This is a genomic window from Pandoraea fibrosis, assembly GCF_000807775.2.
In the GTDB taxonomy this organism is placed as follows: Bacteria; Pseudomonadota; Gammaproteobacteria; order Burkholderiales; family Burkholderiaceae; genus Pandoraea; species Pandoraea fibrosis.
The window spans coordinates 339,296-359,547 of the sequence record NZ_CP047385.1 but is presented as its reverse complement, the minus strand read 5'-3'; the positions used below and the strand labels follow the sequence as shown (position 1 = coordinate 359,547).

At 64.5% G+C, this 20,252-nt stretch carries 17 protein-coding genes; 10 read left to right on the top strand and 7 right to left on the bottom strand.

What is annotated here, in order from left to right; translation table 11 throughout:
* Nucleotides 1-76 precede the first annotated feature (76 nt).
* Complete coding sequence (locus PI93_RS01510) at nucleotides 77-1,141, top strand: YopJ family acetyltransferase (RefSeq protein ID WP_158453275.1); 1,065 nt, start codon at nucleotides 77-79, stop codon at nucleotides 1,139-1,141.
* A 61-nt stretch (nucleotides 1,142-1,202) separates the two neighbouring features.
* On the opposite strand, the gene PI93_RS01505 is transcribed toward PI93_RS01510, so the two are convergent.
* From PI93_RS01505 to PI93_RS01490, 4 genes are all read right to left on the bottom strand, one after another.
* Nucleotides 1,203-2,453, bottom strand: coding sequence for a multifunctional CCA addition/repair protein (locus tag PI93_RS01505; protein ID WP_039370523.1), 1,251 nt, complete (start codon nucleotides 2,451-2,453; stop codon nucleotides 1,203-1,205).
* Nucleotides 2,450-3,094, bottom strand: a complete 645-nt coding sequence (locus PI93_RS01500; RefSeq protein WP_039370519.1) for a glutathione S-transferase family protein — start codon at nucleotides 3,092-3,094, stop codon at nucleotides 2,450-2,452. The genes PI93_RS01505 and PI93_RS01500 overlap by 4 nt, the downstream gene beginning before the upstream one ends.
* 94 nt (nucleotides 3,095-3,188) lie before the next feature.
* Entirely contained in the window at nucleotides 3,189-4,139 is a 951-nt protein-coding gene (locus tag PI93_RS01495) for a complex I NDUFA9 subunit family protein (RefSeq protein WP_039370517.1), read from the bottom strand.
* A 39-nt stretch (nucleotides 4,140-4,178) separates the two neighbouring features.
* On the bottom strand, nucleotides 4,179-6,185 hold the full coding sequence (locus PI93_RS01490; protein ID WP_039370513.1) for a lytic transglycosylase domain-containing protein: 2,007 nt from the start codon (nucleotides 6,183-6,185) through the stop codon (nucleotides 4,179-4,181).
* Between the two features lie 23 nt (nucleotides 6,186-6,208).
* Between PI93_RS01490 and PI93_RS01485 the strand changes: the two genes are divergently transcribed.
* Genes PI93_RS01485 through pxpA form a run of 4 tightly spaced genes read left to right on the top strand, consistent with a single transcriptional unit; the run spans nucleotide 6,209 to nucleotide 9,309 of the window.
* Nucleotides 6,209-6,859, top strand: coding sequence for a 5-formyltetrahydrofolate cyclo-ligase (locus PI93_RS01485; protein ID WP_407945342.1), 651 nt, complete (start codon nucleotides 6,209-6,211; stop codon nucleotides 6,857-6,859).
* 4 nt (nucleotides 6,860-6,863) lie between these two features.
* On the top strand, nucleotides 6,864-7,517 hold the full coding sequence (pxpB, locus tag PI93_RS01480) for a 5-oxoprolinase subunit PxpB (protein WP_039370508.1): 654 nt from the start codon (nucleotides 6,864-6,866) through the stop codon (nucleotides 7,515-7,517).
* The gene (locus tag PI93_RS01475) at nucleotides 7,514-8,524 is read left to right on the top strand and encodes a 5-oxoprolinase subunit C family protein (RefSeq protein ID WP_039370505.1); all 1,011 of its coding nucleotides are present in this window, start codon (nucleotides 7,514-7,516) and stop codon (nucleotides 8,522-8,524) included. The genes pxpB and PI93_RS01475 overlap by 4 nt, the downstream gene beginning before the upstream one ends.
* A 44-nt stretch (nucleotides 8,525-8,568) precedes the next feature.
* Nucleotides 8,569-9,309 carry a 5-oxoprolinase subunit PxpA gene (pxpA, locus tag PI93_RS01470; protein WP_201278440.1) on the top strand — a complete coding sequence of 247 codons (741 nt, stop codon included), beginning with the start codon at nucleotides 8,569-8,571 and terminating at the stop codon, nucleotides 9,307-9,309.
* Nucleotides 9,310-9,375: 66 nt separating this feature from the next.
* Here pxpA and PI93_RS01465 read toward each other — a convergent pair whose 3' ends face one another.
* A complete protein-coding gene (locus tag PI93_RS01465) occupies nucleotides 9,376-10,704 on the bottom strand; it encodes an aspartate aminotransferase family protein (RefSeq protein WP_039370498.1) in 1,329 nt (442 codons plus the stop codon).
* 188 nt (nucleotides 10,705-10,892) lie between these two features.
* Here PI93_RS01465 and PI93_RS01460 point away from each other — a divergent pair, with 188 nt between their 5' ends.
* A complete protein-coding gene (locus tag PI93_RS01460) occupies nucleotides 10,893-12,341 on the top strand; it encodes an aminotransferase-like domain-containing protein (protein ID WP_039370738.1) in 1,449 nt (482 codons plus the stop codon).
* Between the two features lie 86 nt (nucleotides 12,342-12,427).
* Here the strand turns inward: PI93_RS01460 and PI93_RS01455 are convergent, their stop codons facing one another.
* Nucleotides 12,428-13,444, bottom strand: coding sequence for a GlxA family transcriptional regulator (locus PI93_RS01455; protein ID WP_052240667.1), 1,017 nt, complete (start codon nucleotides 13,442-13,444; stop codon nucleotides 12,428-12,430).
* A 31-nt stretch (nucleotides 13,445-13,475) separates the two neighbouring features.
* The gene (locus tag PI93_RS01450) at nucleotides 13,476-14,696 is read right to left on the bottom strand and encodes an MFS transporter (RefSeq protein ID WP_236105814.1); all 1,221 of its coding nucleotides are present in this window, start codon (nucleotides 14,694-14,696) and stop codon (nucleotides 13,476-13,478) included.
* Between the two features lie 528 nt (nucleotides 14,697-15,224).
* On the opposite strand from PI93_RS01450, the gene urtA reads away from it, so the two are divergent.
* The 4 genes from urtA to urtD all read left to right on the top strand — a co-directional run bounded on the left by urtA (nucleotide 15,225) and on the right by urtD (nucleotide 20,250).
* Nucleotides 15,225-16,481 (top strand): urea ABC transporter substrate-binding protein, encoded by a 1,257-nt coding sequence (gene urtA, locus PI93_RS01445; RefSeq protein ID WP_039370491.1) that lies wholly within the window; start codon nucleotides 15,225-15,227, stop codon nucleotides 16,479-16,481.
* A 62-nt stretch (nucleotides 16,482-16,543) separates the two neighbouring features.
* Entirely contained in the window at nucleotides 16,544-18,175 is a 1,632-nt protein-coding gene (urtB, locus tag PI93_RS01440; protein WP_039370488.1) for an urea ABC transporter permease subunit UrtB, read from the top strand.
* The gene (urtC, locus tag PI93_RS01435; RefSeq protein ID WP_052240666.1) at nucleotides 18,176-19,378 is read left to right on the top strand and encodes an urea ABC transporter permease subunit UrtC; all 1,203 of its coding nucleotides are present in this window, start codon (nucleotides 18,176-18,178) and stop codon (nucleotides 19,376-19,378) included.
* An 86-nt stretch (nucleotides 19,379-19,464) separates the two neighbouring features.
* On the top strand, nucleotides 19,465-20,250 hold the full coding sequence (urtD, locus tag PI93_RS01430; RefSeq protein ID WP_236105813.1) for an urea ABC transporter ATP-binding protein UrtD: 786 nt from the start codon (nucleotides 19,465-19,467) through the stop codon (nucleotides 20,248-20,250).
* The last annotated feature ends 2 nt before the right edge of the window (nucleotides 20,251-20,252 follow it).

Sequence of the window (20,252 nt, the reverse complement as noted above, 5' to 3'; positions counted from 1 at the left end):
TCGGGGGCAACATCGGAGAAAGGCAAAGATCTCCATCATGGGGGCTTTGCCTTTCGTCTTTTCCGGAGCCCCGTTCATGATGTCTTCACCCTGCGGCCACGCGCCGGCCGCTACACACGTCCCCCGCCCCTCGCTCCCCTCTCGCCCGGTTACCCTGAGCGACCCCGAAGGCCACGCGCTGCCCGCAAGACGTTTCAGTGCGTCGCTGGAGTTTGCCGGGAACGTTCCGCCCTCGCCCCCCGACGCCCTGACACTGCCCGAGACGCCGACGCACTACTACAACTTCGCCGTCGCCTTCCTGAAGGCAAACCGGCAGAGTCTCGATATGTACTGGGCCGACCGGGGCGCCATCCCCGCACTGATCCGCTCGGAGATGTTGCTTCATCCCGGCTTGCGAATCACCCATCACGAGACACCCGGTGATTTTGCGAAGTACGTGAATGAGCAATGCCTCAAAGGAGCGCCGCTCCGCGAGCAATGTCTGGTCGAGCTTAGCCCCATGGAGGGGCACTGTGTGGGCGTCGATCTGCGCATCGACGCGGGCGAGCCTACCGTCATCGCCGTCGAATCCAGCACGCTGAACGCGACGGGCTCGGCCATGCTGCTCGTGCGGTTAGCCGCAGCCCTGAAGCAAACCGTGACGTGCGTCGCTCGCAACGGCCTTGACAGGCACTTGATGTTCTTCGAGACGGGCGCCCAGCAAAGCCCCATCGACTGCGCCATGTTCAGCCTGTGTGCGTGCAAATCCATGTTCCGGAATGCCGACGCCTTCACGTTGTTGCACACGCGCCTGCGAGCGGGCGAGTTCAGCGAGATGCTGGGCAAAGGTTATGTGGCCAGCCACGAGGCTGACCTGATGCTGCCGTCGGCGCTCATGCAACATACGCAGTCGTCGACGCGACTCGCCCTGCATGCGCATCGCCGCATCCAGCACGATCCCGCGCAGGCGCAAACGGTCGACAGGCTGATCCGGCGTCAGAAGGGCCTTGTCTTCGCTCGCGACGACCGGACTTACAGTGTCTCGATTGAAATGGCGAGGATCAAGATGGCAGGGCGCGCGCTCTCGCTGCCGACCGAAAATCCGACATTACTGGCGCCGCCGTGTCGCGACGACTTTCTGTCGTCTACGGAATCGCAATAGTCCTTTCCCGTAGCGTCGAGCGCGCACAAGTGTGGCGCGAACGGCCACACTTGCGCTGCGCTCATTCGTCTGCGGTGCCCAACCCCGCCGCCTCGACGGCATCGATTCTTGCGGCCTGCACGGCGTCGCGAATCTTCTCGGGATGGTCCGTGTATCGGCTCGCGACAGCCCCTGCATCGATGCTGCGCGCCGCGGCAAGCGCCGCCATCAACCGATCTCGCTGTGGATAGGGTGCGGTTGCGAAATCGCCGCCGCGTCCGCGTGCGTCCGCCTCGCACGCCTGAAGCACTTCGACAAACCGGTCGGGTTTGCGCAGCGCGTCGCACCGCTCGAGCAAACGCACCAGCGCCGCCGCGCCGAACTTCTGGCTCCCATGGATATTGCCGTGCTCGCGCGCCACAACTTGCGCCAGTTCGCGGCACTCGACGGGGACGCGCAAGCGCGCGCACAACGGGCCGAGCAATCCCACACTACGCCCCTCGTGTCCGATGTGACGCGGCAATATGTCTTCCGGTGTCGTGCCTTTGCCGAGATCGTGTGTGAGCGCCGCAAAGCGCACCGGCAGCGAATAGCCTTGCTTCGCGGCGTAGTCGATCACCATCATCACATGCACGCCGGTATCCACTTCCGGATGGAAATCGGCACGTTGCGGCACGCCCCATAGCTGCGCCAGCTCCGGCAGAATGCGCTCTAGCGCACCCGAATCGCGCAACACGTCGAACATGCGTGATGGCTGACGCTCCATCAGCCCACGTGAAATCTCTTGCCAGACGCGCTCGGCCACCAGCGCATCGACCTCGCCGTTGGCCGTCATCTCTCGCATCAGGTCGAGCGTCTCCCCGGCCACGGAGAAGTCGGTGAAGCGTGCGGCAAACCGGGCGCAACGCAGAATTCGCACCGGGTCTTCCGCAAACGCTTCGCCCACATGACGGAACAACCGCGCCTCGAGATCGCGCTTACCGCCGTAGGGATCGACCAGTTCGTCCGACAGACTGTCATCGGGCATGACTTCGCGTGCCATCGCATTGATGGTGAAGTCGCGCCGCGCGAGATCTTCCTCCAGCGTGACTTCCGGGGCGAAGTAGAACGAGAAACCGTGATAGCCGCGTGCCGTCTTGCGCTCAGTGCGAGCCAACGCGTATTCGGCACGGGTCTGGGGATGGAGAAACACGGGAAAGTCTTTGCCGACCGGTTTAAAACCCTGCCGCACCATTTCCTCGGGCGTCGCGCCCACCACCACGTAGTCGCGATCCTTGACGGGCAGTCCCAGCATGGCGTCGCGAATCGCTCCGCCGACAGCGTAAATCTTCATGGACGCACTTCGTAATAAGCGATGCTCACCGTCTCGCCACGCCCCGCAGCGACCCACGCCTGCACGGCCGCCACTTCGCGAACACGCTCGACATAGGCCTGCGCATGCGCTGACAGCGACGGCTCGAAGGTAGCAAAGCGCATGACCACCGGCGCATAGAACGCGTCGGCAATGGTGAAGTCGCCGAACAGGAACGGACCTTCGTAGCGCGCGAGACAGTCTTCCCAGATCGCTTCGATGCGACGGATATCGGCCAGTACCTCGGGCGTCGTGCCTGCGCCCGGCCAATGCGCGCCCACGTTCATCCACATGTTCGTGCGCAACGCGGTGAAACCACTGTGCATCTCGGCGCAAACGCTGCGCGCGTGGGCACGCGCTTCACGCGACTTCGGCCACAGCGGCAGATGCGGATAGCTATCGGCCAGATATTCGCAAATGGCCAGCGAGTCCCAGACCGTAATGCCGTTGTCGATCAGACATGGCACTTTGCCCGTGGGGGAGTAGCGCAGGATCTGCTCGCGTGAGTCGGGTTGAGCGAGCCACACCTGCTGCTCTTCGAACGCGATACCGAAGTGCTTGAGCAGGACCCATGGACGCATCGACCATGAGGAATATTTCTTGTTGGCGATGATCAATTGCATGAGGACTTTCCTTGCCCGCGGCACGCCGGGTGCCGCGCGACTGTAATGAGGAAGCGTTGTCGCACAGATTGCGCAGACGTGCAAACGCGAAGCGTCAACGTCCGGCGTACCGCCGGTAATCCGACAGACGCCGCTCCCAGTTATCGCCATCGAGATAATCGACGGCAATTTCGAGCCCGTTCGGCGTGAGTCCGAGTTCGGGCGCCAGCGGACCACTCATGACATTGTCGACCGTCATCGAGTCGAGATTGTCGCGCGTGATGATGGGTTCGCCCGGCAACTTCTCGAAGATCGCGGCCTGCAATCGCGCGGTGCTGTCCGGCAATGCCAGAACCGGCCGTTCGCAGCCACACGCGGCACCGGCAAAGCGCACGAGCGCTTCGAGCGTGTAGACGTCGGGGCCACCCAGTTCGTAGGTTTTGCCCACCGTCGCGTCGTTATCGAGCGCCCCTGCGAACGCCTGCGCGACGTCCGTCACATAGATCGGCTGAAAGCGTGCCTTGGCACACGCGAGCGGCACCACCGGCAGACGCCTTTGCAGCCTGGCAAACGTATTCAGGAATTTATCGCCCGGGCCGAATACCACCGACGGGCGGAAGATCGTGGCAGGAATGCCCGTCTCGCGAATCGCCACCTCGCCGTCGCCCTTGGAGCGCTGGTACATGCTCGGGCCGTTGGAATCTGCGCCGAGTGCACTCATGTGAATGAGCCTGTCGATTCCCCTGTCGCGACAGGCCTGTGCGATCTTGCGCGGCAGTTCGACGTGAGCGCGGGCAAACGCGCGACCGTAGGGCGTGCCACGATCGCTGTGCAATACGCCCACAAGATTGATCACGGCGTCGCAACCCGCCATCACGCGTTCCAGCGCGCGCGGGTCGTGCACGTCGCACTCGACCAGTTCCACACCGGGCAACACGCCGAGCGCCTTTGCGGCCTCGACGCGCCGCGTCGGCAGGCGCACCGCGTGTCCCAGGGTCACCAGTCGGGCTACCAGATGGCTGCCGATGAAACCGGTGCCACCGACGACACAAACGTTATAGCGCATGCGTCACCTCCGCGTCATGACTGTGGGACGGCGGCGCCGTCACTGGGGCAAGATTACGCCGAGCCGCTCCTTGAGCGATTGCGGGCGGCCAGTGATCAGGGCCGAGTAATACGTCGTGTTCGACAACACGTTCTCGACATACGTGCGCGTCTCGTTGAACGGGATCGTTTCGGCGAAGATCGCGCCCTCGACCGGACGGTCCAGCGTGGAGCGCCAGGTCCGCGGACGCCCCGGGCCGGCGTTGTAACCGGCCGACGCGAGCACGGCCGAGCCGTCGAACTTATTGTAGATATCCGACAGATAGCTGGTACCCAGACGGATATTGGTATCGATGTCGTGCATCATGCCCGGCTGGTAATCCATGCCGATCTGCTTGGCGACCATCTTCGCGGTCGCCGGCATGATCTGCATCAGACCGCCGGCACCGGCCGACGAACGGGCATTGATGATGAAGCGCGACTCCTGACGGATCAGACCATAGGCCCACGCCTCGTCCAGATCGACAGCGGCGGCGAGCGGTTCCACCTTGCTGCGGAACGGCATCAGATAGCGCAGTGTGAAGTCGTGCTCGGCCTTCGTGCGATCCGCCGTGTTCACGGCGCGATCGAACAGTTCGATGCTATTGGCGTACTGGGCGGCGGCGATCAACTGACGGTCGGTCATGTTGCGCAGTTCCCAGTTCCACTCCCGGTTGCCCTCGAAACGCAGGCCCAGATCGTAGAACTTGGCCGCACGCTGGAAACCGGGGTTCGCGCGGTTCGCGTCGATCTCCGCCTTGGTGACGGTCGTGCGTGCGGGCAGCGCCGTCTTGTTGCCCAACTCCTCGTTCGCCAATTGACCGTAGAAGTTCGTCTGCATGGCGATCTTCTGGAACTGGGCGCGGGCGGCGTCGCCCTGACCGGCTTCGCGCAGCGCGCGGCCATACCAATACGTCCAGACGCCGTCGTCGCGCAACGCGGCGGGCATCGCTTCGATGCCCGTGCGCACGAGATTCCAGTCGCCCGCGCGCAGTGCAGCTCGAATCTTCCATTCCTGCGCGGTGTTCGAGAGCTTGGCGCTGCCGGCCTGACGGTACCAGGTGATCGCCATCGGGCTCTGCGACAGGGCACCGCGCATGCCAATGGCGCCCCAGCCGATGGCGCGCTCGTCCTGCGACAGACTGCCTGCGATGCCCGAGAAGCTGCTTGCGGCGAGCATGGCGTCGCTGCGCGCCATGCGCACGGTGGCGAGCAGTGCGAGCTGGCGCGACGCCTCCGAGCCGTCGACGCCGCGCGCGAGAATCTGCGCCGGACGCGTTGCCGCCATATCGAGCAGGGTATCGTCGGGGCGCGCGGTGCCGAGCGCATCGGCAATCTGCTTGCCCAGCGAGGTGTAGTTCTCCTCATATGCCAGACGCATCTGGTGCCAGACTTCCTTGCGCGGCAACTGCCCGCTCGCGGCCAGCGTATTGATCATGTCGACGCAACCTTCGCCGTAGTACTTCGGCGTGGTCAGCAGATCGGTGGCGGCCTGCGTGACGTTCTCGCCACGCGCAGCGCGCGACATCATCGAATAGCACTTGACCTGGGTATCGTCGTCGAGCACGAACTTCGGATACTCGGCATCGAACGTCTGCCAGTCGTGGCGCTTGCCCAGCACCAGCAGCCAGTCGTTGCGCATCCGGTCGGCAATCGCCTGACCGTCATACGTGCGCAAGAACGCCCGGATATCGTCGTCGGGCGTATCGATGAGCGCCTTGCCCGAACGATCGAACATGCGCGACTTGATCTGGAAGTACTGGACATACGACGGCACGTCGTAGTCGGTGAGCATGGCGGCGAGCGCGGTGGCGCGCGGCGCATCGTTGGTGCGGGCGGCGTCGCGCAGTTGCACGAAGATGTCGTCGGGCGAGCGCTGCGAAAGCGCGTCGGCAGATGTCGTCGAGCGGCTTGCCGCCGGTGGCGCCTTCGGACGACCGGTTGCCTGGGTCGTGCTGCAGGCGACCAGCGCGGCAGCGGTCAGGGCCAGCGCAGCGGCGCGATATACTCGGGTCAAACGTTCTGACATCTTCGGGGAGCGTCGGTTAAAAAGTGGATTCAAGCATAGCACGGGACCCCGCCCAATCGGCGGCCCAAACCGCCGGGAATGGGATGGAATCAGCCACCGGAAAGGCACGTTTGCGCAAGGCTTTGCTGGACACGCGTGCAACGCTCGCTGACCGCGACGCACGCGACGCCGCGCTCGCCGCTCGATTGACCGACGAACTGGCACGCCGTGCACCGCGCTGTGTGGGCTTCTACTGGCCGATCCAGCGCGAATTCGACGCGCGCGAGGTCGTCGGTGCCTGGCTCGCACAGGCACCTCCCGGAGCACCGCGGCTGGCCGCCCTGCCGGTCGTCACGGCCCCCGCGACGCCGCTCGTCTTCCATCGCTGGACACCCGCTACCGTCATGAAAGAGGGCCGCTACCGCATTCCCGTGCCGGCCGATACCGAAGTGCTGGTGCCCGACTTGCTGCTCGTGCCTTGCGTGGGCTTCACGCGCGACGGTCTGCGGCTGGGCTATGGCGGCGGCTTCTACGACCGCACGCTGCATTCGATGACTCCCGCCCCGCAAACGCTCGGCATCGCCTACGACGCGCTCGAGATCGAACACCTCAGCGCCGAAGCCCACGATCTGGCGCTCGACGCCATCGTGACGGAATCCGCCACCTTTGCACGCCCTTCCGGCACCCATCGCTAAATCCATGACAACGCTCAAGATTCTGCCGCTCGGCGACAGTGCGCTCATATGCGAGGCCGGCACCACGCCTACGCTGGCCACACAGCGCCGCGTGTGGCACGTGGCGTCGCTCGCGCGCGAGTGGCCCGATGTGCGTGAAGTCGTGCCCGGCATGAACAACCTCACGTTGCTGTTCGATCCGCTCGCCACCGACATCGACTTGCTGAGCGAGCGCCTGCGCGATGCCTGGCAGACGCCTCCCGCCGCCGGAGACGTCGGACGCGATATCGAGATCCCGGTGCACTACGGCGGCCAGCACGGCCCGGATCTGGCCGAGGTGGCCAGGCTCGCGCGTTTGCAGCCGAAGACGGTCGTACAGCGCCATACCGCGCCGGAATACGTCGTCTACTTCCTTGGCTTTCAGCCGGGCTTTGCCTATTTGGGTGGCCTCGACGAGTCGATTGCCACCGCTCGCCGGGCCGAACCAAGACTGTCGGTACCCGCCGGCTCCGTGGGCATCGGCGGCAATCAAACCGGCATCTACCCCCTCACCTCGCCCGGCGGCTGGCAGATCATCGGCCACACTGCCAGTGCGCTGTTCGACCCCGCCGCGACCCCGCCCGCCTTGCTGGCGCCGGGCGACCGCGTGCGCTTCACTATCGCGAGTCTTGACCTGTGATCGACATCCAGCGTGCCGGCCTGCTCACCACGGTTCAGGATCTGGGCCGTACCCGACAACGTGAATTCGGCGTGGCCAGCGGTGGCGCCGTCGACCCGCTCGCCTGCGCCGTGGCCAATCGCCTGGTCGGCAACGCCCTGAGCGCCGCGACCCTCGAAATCACCATGGGGACGTGCGTGGTGCGCTTCAGCACCGCCACGCTCGTCGCCCTGACCGGGGCCGATTGTCATGCCGACCTCGACGGCACGCCCGTGTGGTCATGGTGGCGATTCCCGGTCGCGCGCGGTCAGACACTCACACTGCGTCCGGCCCGCTTCGGCATGCGGACCTATCTGGCTGTCGCGGGCGGCATCGACGTGCCCGAGACACTCGGCTCGCGCAGCACCGATCTGGCCGCCGGCTTCGGCGGTTTCGAAGGCCGGGCGCTGCGCGACGGCGACCGCATCGGCATCGGGCGCGCCAACGCCGCCCTGCGCAAGGTCGAGCCATTGGGCGTGCGTCCCCCGTTGTGGCTGTCCGATCCGCTGGCGCAACGGGTTCGCGTCCTGCCGGGTCCGGAGTACGACGATTTCACCGCTGCCACGCACAAGAGCTTCTGGGAGAATCCGTGGCAGGTCACGCCTAACAGCAATCGCATGGGCTACCGTCTGGCGGGACCCGAACCGCTCGCACGCAAGAAGAATCGCAGTCACGATCTGCTCTCGCACGGTGTGCTGCCGGGTGTCATTCAGGTGCCGCCGTCGGGACAGCCGATCATTCTGCTGGCCGATGCGCAAACCACCGGCGGATACCCCAAGATCGGCACCGTCATCACTGCCGATCTGTGGCGGCTCGGTCAGGCGCGGCTGGGCAGCACCCTGTATTTCTCGGAATGCAGCGCCGCCGAGGCGCGCGAAGCCCTGCGCGAACAGTTGCGTTATCTTGCCCAGATCGAGCGCGCCCTCGCGTGGCACGATCGCGGCATTCTGCACACCCCTCGGGTACCGGCCATCACGCGCAAGCGCTGACGCAGCGCAAGCGCGACGGCTTGTCCCCGGCTGGAGAACTGATGATGAAGATCGATCTGAATGTCGACCTTGGCGAAGGTTGCGATTACGACGAGGCGCTGCTCGCGCTGGTCAGCTCAGCCAACGTTGCCTGTGGCTGGCACGCGGGCGACGCAGGCACCATGCAGCAGGTCGTGCGTTGGGCGCTGGAGAACGGTGTCGCCATCGGTGCGCATCCGAGCTTCCCCGACCGCGAGAATTTCGGACGCACCGAGATGCAGCTTCCGCTCGACGAGATTCGTGCCGGCATGCTGTATCAGATCGGCGCACTCGCGGCGATGGTGCGCGCGCAAGGTGGCTGGCTGTCGCACGTCAAGCCTCACGGTGCGCTCTACAATCAGGCCGCACGCGATCCGGCGCTGGCCGAAACGCTCGTCGAAGCCGTGCGCGCGTTCGACACCGATCTTGCGATCTTCGGCCTGGCGGGCGGTGAATTGGTGAAGGCGGCGCGCGCCGCCGGCATGCATGCGGTCGAGGAAGTCTTCGCCGATCGTGGCTACAACCCGGACGGCTCGCTGGTCAAACGCGGCACGCCCGGCGCCCTGATCGAACGCGAAGAAGACGCGCTGGCGCAAACGCTGACGATGGTGCGCGAGCAACGGGTACGCGCGATCGATGGCACGCTCGTTCCGATTCAGGCACAAACCGTTTGCCTGCATGGCGACGGAGAACACGCGCTCGAATTCGCCAAACGCATTCGCAGCTTCCTGCTCGACGAAGGTATCGAGATCGCACCGGTGCGCTAACGTCGACGCATGAAAAAAACGCCGTCAGAAACCTCCTGACGGCGTTTTTGTTTCCGGCTTACGTCGTTACGCCGTCTCGCGAATGGCTTCGGCCACGATGCCGAACAACTCGTCGAGTTGCGCTTCGCTCACGATGAGCGGCGGCGAGAACGCGAGAATGTCGCCGGTATAACGCACCAGCGCGCCCTTCTCGAAGCACTTGACGAAGACCTCGTGTGCACGTGCACCGGGCTTGCCGTCGCGAGTGGACATTTCAATGCCGCCGACCAGCCCGAGGTTACGAATGTCGATGACGTTCGGCAGATCGCGCAGACCGTGAATCGTCTTCTCGAAATACGGCGCGAGCTTTGCGGCGCGTTCAAACAGGCCGTCGTTCTTGTACACGTCGAGCGCGGCGCACGCGGCAGCGGCGGCCAGCGGGTGCCCCGAGTACGTGTAGCCGTGGAAAAACTCGATCGCGCCCGCGTTACCGGCATTGACGATGGTGTCATGCACGCTCGTCTTCACGGCGACGGCCCCCATCGGAACGGCAGCGTTGTTCACCCCCTTGGCCATCGTGATGATGTCCGGCGTCACGCCGAAATACTGCGCGGCGAACGGCTTGCCCAGACGGCCGAGGCCGGTGATGACTTCGTCGAAGATCAACAGAATGCCGTGCTTGTCGCAGATTTCACGCAGCTTCTGCAGGTAGCCCTGCGGCGGCACCAGCACGCCAGTGGAGCCGGCGAGCGGCTCGACGATCACCGCGGCAATGGTCGACGCGTCGTGCAGCGTCACCAGACGTTCGAGTTCGTCGGCGAGATGCGCGCCCCACGTCGGCTGTCCCTTGGTGAAGGCGGCTTCCTTGATGTTGAGCGTATGCGGCAGGTGATCGACGGCCGGCAGCAGTTGGCCCGAATAGGCTTTGCGGTTCGGCGAAATACCCCCCACCGAAATGCCGCCGAAGCCCACGCCGTGGTATCCACGCTCGCGACCGATGAGCCGCGTGCGCTGGCCTTCCCCTCGTGCGCGGTGATACGCGAGGGCCATCTTCAGTGCGGTGTCGACCGACTCCGAGCCCGAGTTCGTGAAGAAGACGCGATCCAGTCCCTGCGGCGTGATGGCGGCAATCTTGCTAGCGGCTTCGAACGCCTTCGGGTGCCCCATCTGGAACGTCGGCGCAAAGTCCATTTCACCGGCCTGCTGACGGATCGCCTCGACAATCTCGGTACGGCAGTGACCGGCGTTCACGCACCACAGCCCGGCCGTGCCGTCCAGAATCTGTCGATTGTCCGACGACGTGTAATACATGCCCTCGGCCTTCACCAACAGGCGCGGCGAGCTTTTGAACTGCCGGTTGTTCGTGAATGGCATCCAGAACGCCGTCATATCGAGATTCAGGTCTTTCATGTTCATCGCGGGGGCTCCTCAGGTCTTGGCTCGATCAGGATGTCCCGCGGACGGCAAGACAGATCGCCACGGGTGGATGGCATCGATCCTACGAGAGGCCAACCGGTACAGACATGTACAGTTTCTCGGAAAATGTATATTCTGTATCGGTCAATTGCCTCAACTGTATTGGCAACAGCCTCTACCCTGCCACCATGGTCCAACCGCTCGCCTTTTCCCTGAATCGCGCCCAACCGGAAGCGCTCGTCGACCAGATCGTGCGCGAGGTCGAACACGCGTTGCAGCGTCAGACGCTGCATGCGGGCATGCGAATGCCGTCGATTCGTGCGCTGGCGAAGGCGCACGGCATCAGCACGTTCACCGTGGTGGAGGCTTACGACCGGCTCGTAGCCAACGGCATGCTCGTAGCGCGGCGTGGGGCGGGGTTCTTCGTCGCGGGGGCGGCCGACGCGCGAGACGCCGGATCGACCGGTCCGGGCAATGGCCTGACCGTCGGCGGTGCTGCAAGCGAAGTCACGAATGCATGGCTGCTCTCCGAGATCTTTGCGGACGACTCGATTGCCGTGAAAAGTGGCTGCGGGTGGTTGCCGGATAGTTGGCTCGACGAAGACGGCCTGCATGGCGCCCTGCGTTCGCTCTCGAAAGGGCCGGGGGCGCATTTCGCCCATTACGGGCATCCGCACGGCTACGGCCCATTGCGTCAGTGGCTGGCACGACGTCTTGGCGAGTTATCCATCGACGCGCCGCCCGAAACCATCGTGCTCACTCACGGTGCGACGCAGGCGCTCGATCTGATCGTTCGCACACTGCTCAAGCCGGGCGACACTGTACTGGTCGAGGCCCCGGCGTACTGTAATTTGCTGGCGGTGCTGCGCCTGGCCGGACTGAACGTCGTGGGCATCGAGCGCACGCAAGCCGGGCTGGATCTCGCTGCACTGGAGCAGGCGGCGCAGACGCATCGTCCGCGCGCGCTGTTCGTCAATCCCGCGTTGCAGAATCCGCTCGGGACATCACTTTCGCCCGCAACGGCACATCGCATTTTGCAGTGTGCCGAGCAACATGGATTCTGGATCGTCGAGGACGATATCTACCGGGAGCTGGCCCCCGCAGGCACCCCGTCGCTTGCCGCGATGGACGGTCTGTCGCGGGTGATTTATGTGTCGAGCTTTTCGAAGACGATTTCGCCGTCGGTGCGCGTCGGCTATCTGGCCTGTTCGCGCGATCTGGCGCATGAAATCGCCCGCAGCAAGATGGTGGCGGGACTCACGTCGTCGGAAATTAACGAACGCATCGTGCATGCGATTCTGACCGAGGGACGTCACCGCAAGCACATCGAACGCCTGTCGGACCGGCTGACGCGCGCTCGTGCGCGGCTCATCACGCAATTGCAATCACACGGGGTGACGTTGCTGGCGCAGCCGGAAGGCGGCATGTTCGTGTGCGGCAGCTTGCCGCAGACCGCACGACCGGCGCGCGAACTGGCGGAAGCCGCCTTGCTGGAAAGCATCATGCTCGCCCCGGGCGAATTCTTCCTCGCGCACAACGAGCCCTGCCACTGGTTCCGTTTCAACGTCGCGTATTCGGACGATGCGCGTTTGTTCCGCTTTCTCGATCGGGCGGCGGCGGGAAAGCTGGCGGCATAAGCTGCGACAATCGATGACGGCTCGCGGCACCTCTTGGCGAGGTGACGTTTCCAACGGCTTTAGCATCGCAAACCGCTGCACCACCCTCAGGCCAGTGTCACAACGCGCGCGCACGCCCCCTCCCCCATCCCGAACCGCTCCCGATAGGCCAAGGGCGTCACGCCGTACTGACGTTGAAACGCCCGGCGCAGGTTTTGCTCGTCGCCAAAGCCAACGCGCGCGGCAATGCGCTTGAGTGGCGCGTCCGAGTCGAGCAAGGCGAAACGCGCCGCTTCCAGGCGCATCCGCTCAACCGCCTTCGCCGGTGTCGACCCGGTATGCGCAAGATAGCTTCGCGCGAACGTGCGCGGACTCATGTTCGCCTGCTCCGCCAAACGCATCACCGACAGATCGCCATCCAGCCGCGTCGACATCCACGCATGCAACTCCCCGAACGGTGCGCCAGCGGCCACCTGCTCCCGCAACGGCGGACTGAACTGCGATTGCCCACCCGCACGCTTGAGAAACACCACCAACCGGCGCGCTGCCTGCAACGCCACGTCCACGCCGCAATCGTCTTCGACCAATGCCAGCCCGAGATCGATGCCCGCCGTGATCCCGGCAGACGTCCACACCGCATCGTCGCGCACATAGATCGGATCGGACTCGACCCGCGCCTCCGGAAAGCACGTCTGCAACATTGCCGTATCCAGCCAGTGCGTTGTCGCGCGACGTCCGTTCAACAATCCCGCCGCCCCCAGAATGAATGCCCCCACGCACACCGAGCACACGCGGCGCACGCTCGGTGCATAGTTGCGCAACCACGCCCCCACCTCGCCGGGCACCGCAGGACGATGCGCCACCGCACCACCGACCGCGATCAACGTGTCGACCTGCATCGCTTCGAGCGCGCGCATCGGCTCCGTATGCAGCGTGATCCCCGAGCCGGTCTCCACCGGACCACCGTGCTCCGACACCACCACGGTGCGATAGGGCGCCGGCTGTCCGGAATCGTTGAAGTTGCGGATGACCGCGTGAAACGCGTCGAGCGGCCCCGCCAGATCCAGCAGCACGAACGGCGGCACGATGAGAAAGGCAACGAGACGAGGCTGGCGGATGTTCATACGGTCATACGCTCACAGACAAAAGGAATCGTCAGGCAGGCACATGTGCCGGGCGCCGTTTCGCGTCGACGGCGTACCAAACGGTCGCCAGCGCTGCGATCGCGAGCAAAGGAAAGGTCGCCTGATTGATCGTGGCCCAACCGAAGCGAGCGAGCAGTTGTCCTGCAAAGAGGCTCGAAATCGCCGTTCCGGCAAAGGTGATGAATTCATTCGCGGCCTGCGCTCTCGCGCGCTCTGCCGGGCGATACGACAGGGTGAGCAACGTCGTGCCGCCCACGAACATGAAGTTCCAGCCCACACCGAGGAACGCCAGCGCCGCATAGAAGTACGGCAGACTCGTCGACATCAGCGCCAGCACGCCGCACAGCGCACTCATCGCAATCCCCGCCAATAGCACCGGCACAACACCCCAACGCTTGACGAGATGTCCCGAGAAGAACGACGGCGCATACATGCCCACCAGATGCCACTCGATGATGTGCGCCCCGTCGTCGATGCTGTGCCCGCAAGCCACCGCCGCAATCGGCGTCGCCGTCATCACGAACATCATCACCATGAAACCGATCAGGTTGTTCGCCAACGCCGCCATATAGATCGGCTGACGCATGATTTCGCCCAGCGGACGCGCAGGCAATGCCGCCGCATCGGCCGCCGCGCCGCTTGCCGCGTGCACGGGCAAATTGCGCAGGAAGCCGACCAGCAACAGCAGTGAAATACCGGAGAGCAGCGTCACGACCAGATACGATCCGGCGAACGTGACCGGCGCGAGCCAGTCCTTGCTGCCTGCCGCGAGCGCGGGTCCGATCACGGCCGCCAGCACGCCCCCCGTGAGTACGATGGAGATGGCGCGCGGCTTGTCCTCGACAGGCACCACGTCAGCCGCCGCGAGCCGGTAGTAGCGCGCAAAGGCCTGAAACACGCCGACACATGCCGTGCCCGCACAGAACATCGCGAAGTGCCGCTCGTAGATCGCCACGACCGACACCAGCCCGCCCACGGTGCCGAACAACGCGCCCAGGGCGAAGCCCAGCCGTTGGCCGAAGCGCTGAATCAGCATCGACGCGAAGATCGTCGTGATCGCCGACGCCACGGTAATCAGCGAGAACGGCAGCGTCGCGTAGCCCTTGTCCGACGCCAGCATGTATCCGACGAGCCCCGTCAGGGTCAGGTCAACGGACAGCGCAGCGGTGTACAGCGCCTGACAAGCCGCCAGCACGGCAGCGTAGCGACGACCCATCTTGCGCCGTTGCATTTCGGCGTGTCCGGGTTCGGTAGGGGGGGCGGTGCGCCCGGCAATGGCATCGGTCATGAGTGTGGTGTCGAACAAGTCGGGAGTCCTCGAGAGCCCTCATCTTGCCGACGCCCGTTTTGGCACGAATGCCAATCATGCATCAAAAAATGCCACTCGGTGACCTCTCCTCCCCGGCGACGCTCCGAAAGTCGCGACGGGCCATCTCCGCCCCGCTTCGCGCCAACTCGGTGCGCACCAACTCTGCGCGTCGCCGCACCAACGTGCTTCGCCCCGCGTTCTTCCATCAGCCGAAAGACGGATACCTGCGCGGTCTCCCGGCATCGTCGCTCCCCGCGCCAGAAGCCGGACATCGCCGCCTTGTGCACCAGATGGCGTCTTGACTTGTACACCAGTCGATCGCGCGTGACGGCCGGTTCGCGAAGTCCCCGGGGGCATCGCACACGCCGGCGCCTCGCCGCTGGCACGACCTTTGCGTGAGTCCCCCCATACCGGATCCACCGGTCTAACCAGGAAAGGGGAAGACGTACCATGAAACGACGCACGCTACTCCAGATGGCGGCCCTCTCGGGCGCCGCTTCGCTTACCGGCATGGCGCCGAACTTGTTCGCCCAGAGCAAGCAGCCCATCAAGGTCGGCATCCTGCACTCGCTCTCGGGCACGATGGCCATCTCGGAGACGTCGCTCAAGGATGTCGCGCTCATGACCATCGCCGACATCAACGCCAAGGGAGGCGTGATGGGCCGCCCGCTCGAAGCCGTGGTGGTCGACCCCGCCTCGAACTGGCCGCTCTTCGCCGAAAAGGCCCGCCAACTGCTCACCACGGACAAGGTCGCCGCCGTGTTCGGTTGCTGGACGTCGGTGTCGCGCAAGTCGGTCCTGCCGGTCTTCGAAGAACTCAACGGCCTGCTGTACTACCCCGTGCAGTACGAAGGCGAAGAGATGTCGAAGAACGTCTTCTACACGGGCGCAGCGCCGAACCAGCAGGCGATCCCCGCCGTGGAATACGTCATGAGCAAGGAAGGCGGCGGCGCGAAGCGCTTCTTCCTGCTCGGCACCGACTACGTCTACCCGCGCACGACCAACAAGATCCTGCGCGCCTTCCTCCATTCGAAGGGCGTGGCCGACAAGGACATTCAGGAGGTCTACACGCCGTTCGGTCACAGCGACTACCAGACCATCGTCGCCAACATCAAACAGTTCGCACAAGGCGGCAAGACCAGCGTCATCTCGACCATCAACGGCGACTCGAACGTGCCGTTCTACAAGGAACTGGGCAACCAGGGCCTGAAGGCCACCGATGTGCCGGTCGTGGCGTTCTCGGTCGGCGAAGAGGAACTGCGTGGCATCGACACGAAGCCGCTCGTGGGACACCTCGCCGCCTGGAACTACTTCATGTCGGTGAAGAACCCGACCAACGATGCGTTCAAGAAGGCGTGGTTCGCCTACGTCAAGGCGAAGGGGCTGTCGGGTGGCGACAAGCGCGTGACGAACGACCCGATGGAAGCCACCTTCGTGGGCATGCACATGTGGAAGCAGGCCGTCGAGAAGGCCGGCAGCGTCGACGTCGACAAGGTACGCACGGCCATGGTCGGCCAGTCTTTCAAGTCGCCGGATGGCTTCGACATGGTCATGGACGCCAACCACCACCTGCACAAGCCCGTGATGATCGGCGAAATCCGCCCGGACGGTCAGTTCAACGTGGTGTGGAAGACCAAGTCGACGGTGCGTGCACAGCCGTGGAGCCCCTTCATCGCCGGTAACGAAGGCAAGCCCGATAAAGTCTGACCCTCCTTTCATTCCTTGCGCCGGAGCCGCGTGGACGGTCTCCGGCGCACGCAGAGGTTTTGATGATAACGATAAGACGCTGGACCGCTGCCGCCCTTGTCCTGATATCGCTGGGCGCCGCGCTGATCACTCCTTCCACGGCCCGGGCCGCCCAACCGGGCGTCACCGATGCCGACCTCACCGCGCTCGCCGGCGACGACTTCGACGCCAAGGCGCAAGCCATCGATCATCTTGCAGCCGACGGTTCACCGCAGGCGGCTGCACTTCTCAAGGCGTTGGCCGACGACTCGGCCGTGACCGTAGGCGAGCGCATCGCCATTCAGAGCGGCGACAAGTACATCGATCCGATCACGGGCGCGGCACTCAAGGCCGACAACGCCGGCTCGCTCACGCTCAACAACGTGTTGCGCGCCAAGGTCGCGACAGCCGCCGCCGCCGGCGCGCTGCTCTCGACGGATCACGACGCCCGGGCGCAAGCGATCGACACGATGCTGCAAAACCCGTCGCCCGCGTTCAAGACCTTGATCGAACAGGCTCGCCAGAAGGAGACCGACCCGGCGTTGCGCAAACGGCTCGATCAACTCTGGGCGCAATCGGCATTGCACGATACCGATCCCGCCAAGCGCCGCGAAGCCATCGATCTGATTGCCGCAGCAGGCGATCCGCAGATGCGCGACCTGCTGCTGCCCATCGTCGCCAAACAAGCGGACGGCACCTACGCCGAACCCGACGCCAACGTGCGCAGCGCCGCCGACATCGCGTTGACGAAACTGGCCGCCGCACAACGCCGCAGCGAGTTCTTCGGCACGTTATTCGCCGGTCTGTCGCTGGGTAGCGTGCTGCTGCTCGCCGCGCTGGGACTGGCCATCACGTATGGCCTGATCGGCGTGATCAATATGGCGCACGGCGAATTCCTCATGGTCGGCGCGTATGCCACCTACGTGGTGCAGACCCTCTTTCATCGCTTTCTGCCGGGGGCGTTCGATTTCTATCTCGTTGCCGCCGTGCCTGCCGCGTTTCTTGTCGCGGCCGTGCTTGGCATGGTGCTGGAGCGCACTGTCATCAAGCACCTTTACGGTCGCCCGCTCGAGACGTTGCTCACGACATTCGGTATCAGCCTGCTGCTGATTCAGGGCGTGCGCACGCTGTTCGGTGCGCAGAACGTCGAGGTGATCAATCCGTCGTGGATGAGCGGCGGTATCGCGGTGCTGCCCAACCTGATGCTGCCGTACAACCGCATCGTGATTCTGATCTTCGCGCTGGTGGTCGTGGCGCTCACATGGTCGGTGCTCAATCTCACGCGTCTCGGCCTGTTCATTCGGGCCGTCACGCAGAACCGCTCGATGGCTGCCTGCGTCGGCGTGAAGACCGGCCGCGTCGACAGTTACGCCTTCGCATTCGGCGCGGGCATTGCCGGACTAGGCGGATGTGCGCTTTCGCAGATCGGTAACGTTGGCCCGGATCTCGGACAGAGCTACATCATCGATTCGTTCATGGCCGTGGTGCTGGGAGGAGTGGGACAACTCGCAGGGACGATCGTCGGCGCGTTCGGTCTGGGCATCGCCAACAAACTGCTCGAACCCGTGTGGGGTGCCGTGCTCGCCAAGATCGCCGTGCTGATCCTGATCGTGCTGTTCATCCAGAAACGCCCGCAGGGCATGTTTGCGCTCAAAGGGCGCAGCGCGGAGGCCTGAATGCAGACGTCGAACTATTTGCCCGAAGGCACCGCGCCGTCGATCACGCTGGATGTGCCGCCGCGCGCCCGTCTTCTGCCGAAGCACGTCGCGCCCCTGCTGCTGGCGTTCGTGATCGCAGTCGGGATTCTGGTGCCTGTTTGCGCGCTGGTGTTGCCCGCCACGCATCCGCTGCATCTGTCGGCCTATGCCATGACGCTCGTCGGCAAGATCATGTGCTACGCGATTGCAGCGCTCGCGCTCGATCTGGTGTGGGGCTACTGCGGCATTCTCAGCCTCGGCCACGGCCTGTTCTTCGCCCTCGGCGGTTATGCGATGGGCATGTACCTGATGCGCGGCATCGGACGCGACGGCGTGTATCACAGCGATCTGCCGGACTTCATGGTGTTTCTCGACTGGAAGTCGCTGCCCTGGTACTGGACCGGTACCGAGCATTTCGCGTGGGCGATGTTTCTCGTCGTCGCCTTGCCGGGCGTCGTCGCATGGCTCTTCGGTTATCTGGCCTTCCGTTCGCGCGTCAAGGGCGTGTATCTGTCGATCATCACGCAAGCGCTCACCTTCGCCGCCATGCTGCTCTTCTATCGCAACGAGACCGGCTTCGGCGGCAACAACGGCTTCACCGATTTCAAGCGCATTCTCGGTTACTCGATCACCTCGGCGAACACACGCACGGTGCTGTTTCTCGTGACGTTCGCGGTGCTCGTCGGCGCGTTCCTGTTGTGCCGCGCGCTGGTCGTGTCGAAGTTCGGTCGCGTGGTCACGGCCATTCGCGACGGCGAGTCCCGCGCCATGTTCCTCGGCTACCGGCCGCTCAGCTACAAGCTGTTCGTGTGGACGCTGTCTGCCATGCTGTGCGGTGTTGCCGGCGCGCTCTACGTGCCGCAGGTCGGCATCATCAATCCGAGCGAAATGGCCCCGGTCAACTCGATCGAGATGGCGATCTGGGTGGCCATCGGCGGACGCGGCTCGCTCGTCGGCGCGATTGCCGGGGCCTTCCTCGTCAACGGCGCGAAGAGCTTCTTCACCGCGTACTTTGCCGAGTACTGGTTGTTCTTCCTCGGTGCCATGTTCGTGCTCGTGCCGCTGTTGCTGCCGCAGGGCGTGATGGGACTCGTCACGCAACTCTCGCGCAAGCGGGCCCGACACGCGCCGGCCGCCGCCGAAGGCGATGCGCCCCACCCTGTCACCGGAGACCGCGCATGAACAACTACATGGCCGATATCAGTTGGCAGTTGGCGGATACGCCCGATGCCTCGGTTGCCGTCAACGTCAGCGGCGACACCACCGGCATGTCGCACTTCGTCGTGCCGGGTGAGATCGACACGTCGCACGGCCTGATCCTGTATTTGGAGAACATCTCCGTGTCGTTCGACGGCTTTCGTGCGCTGAACGATCTGTCGTTGTCGATCAAGACCGACGAGTTGCGCTGCATCATCGGGCCCAACGGCGCGGGCAAGACGACCATGATGGACGTGATCACGGGCAAGACCCGCCCCGACGCCGGCCGTGCCTTCCTCGGCCAGACACTCGATCTCACGCGACTCGACGAGCCAGCCATCGCGCAGGCCGGCGTCGGCCGCAAGTTCCAGAAGCCGACGGTATTCGAGCATCACAGCGTGTGGGAAAACCTCGAACTCGCCTGCGCGGGCGACAAGCGCTGGTTCCGCTCGCTCTGGGCCATGCTCACGCCGACCATTCGACATCGCATCGAGGAAGTGCTGGCGCTCACGCATCTGGAGCATCAGGCGCGCGTGCGTGCAGGACAGCTATCGCACGGCCAGAAGCAGCGGCTGGAGATCGGCATGTTGCTCATGCAGCAGCCGCAGCTCCTGCTGCTCGACGAACCTGCCGCCGGCATGACCGATGAAGAGACGGTGCAGCTTGCCGAATTGCTGGGTCGCCTGCGCGGTCACTGCTCGATGATGGTGGTCGAGCACGACATGGCGTTCGTCGCGGCGCTCGCGGGCGAAACAGGGCTCGTCACCGTGATGGCCGAGGGCCGGGTGCTCGCCGAAGGCACACTCGACGCCGTACAGCGCGACGAACGCGTGATCGAATCGTATCTGGGACGCTGACC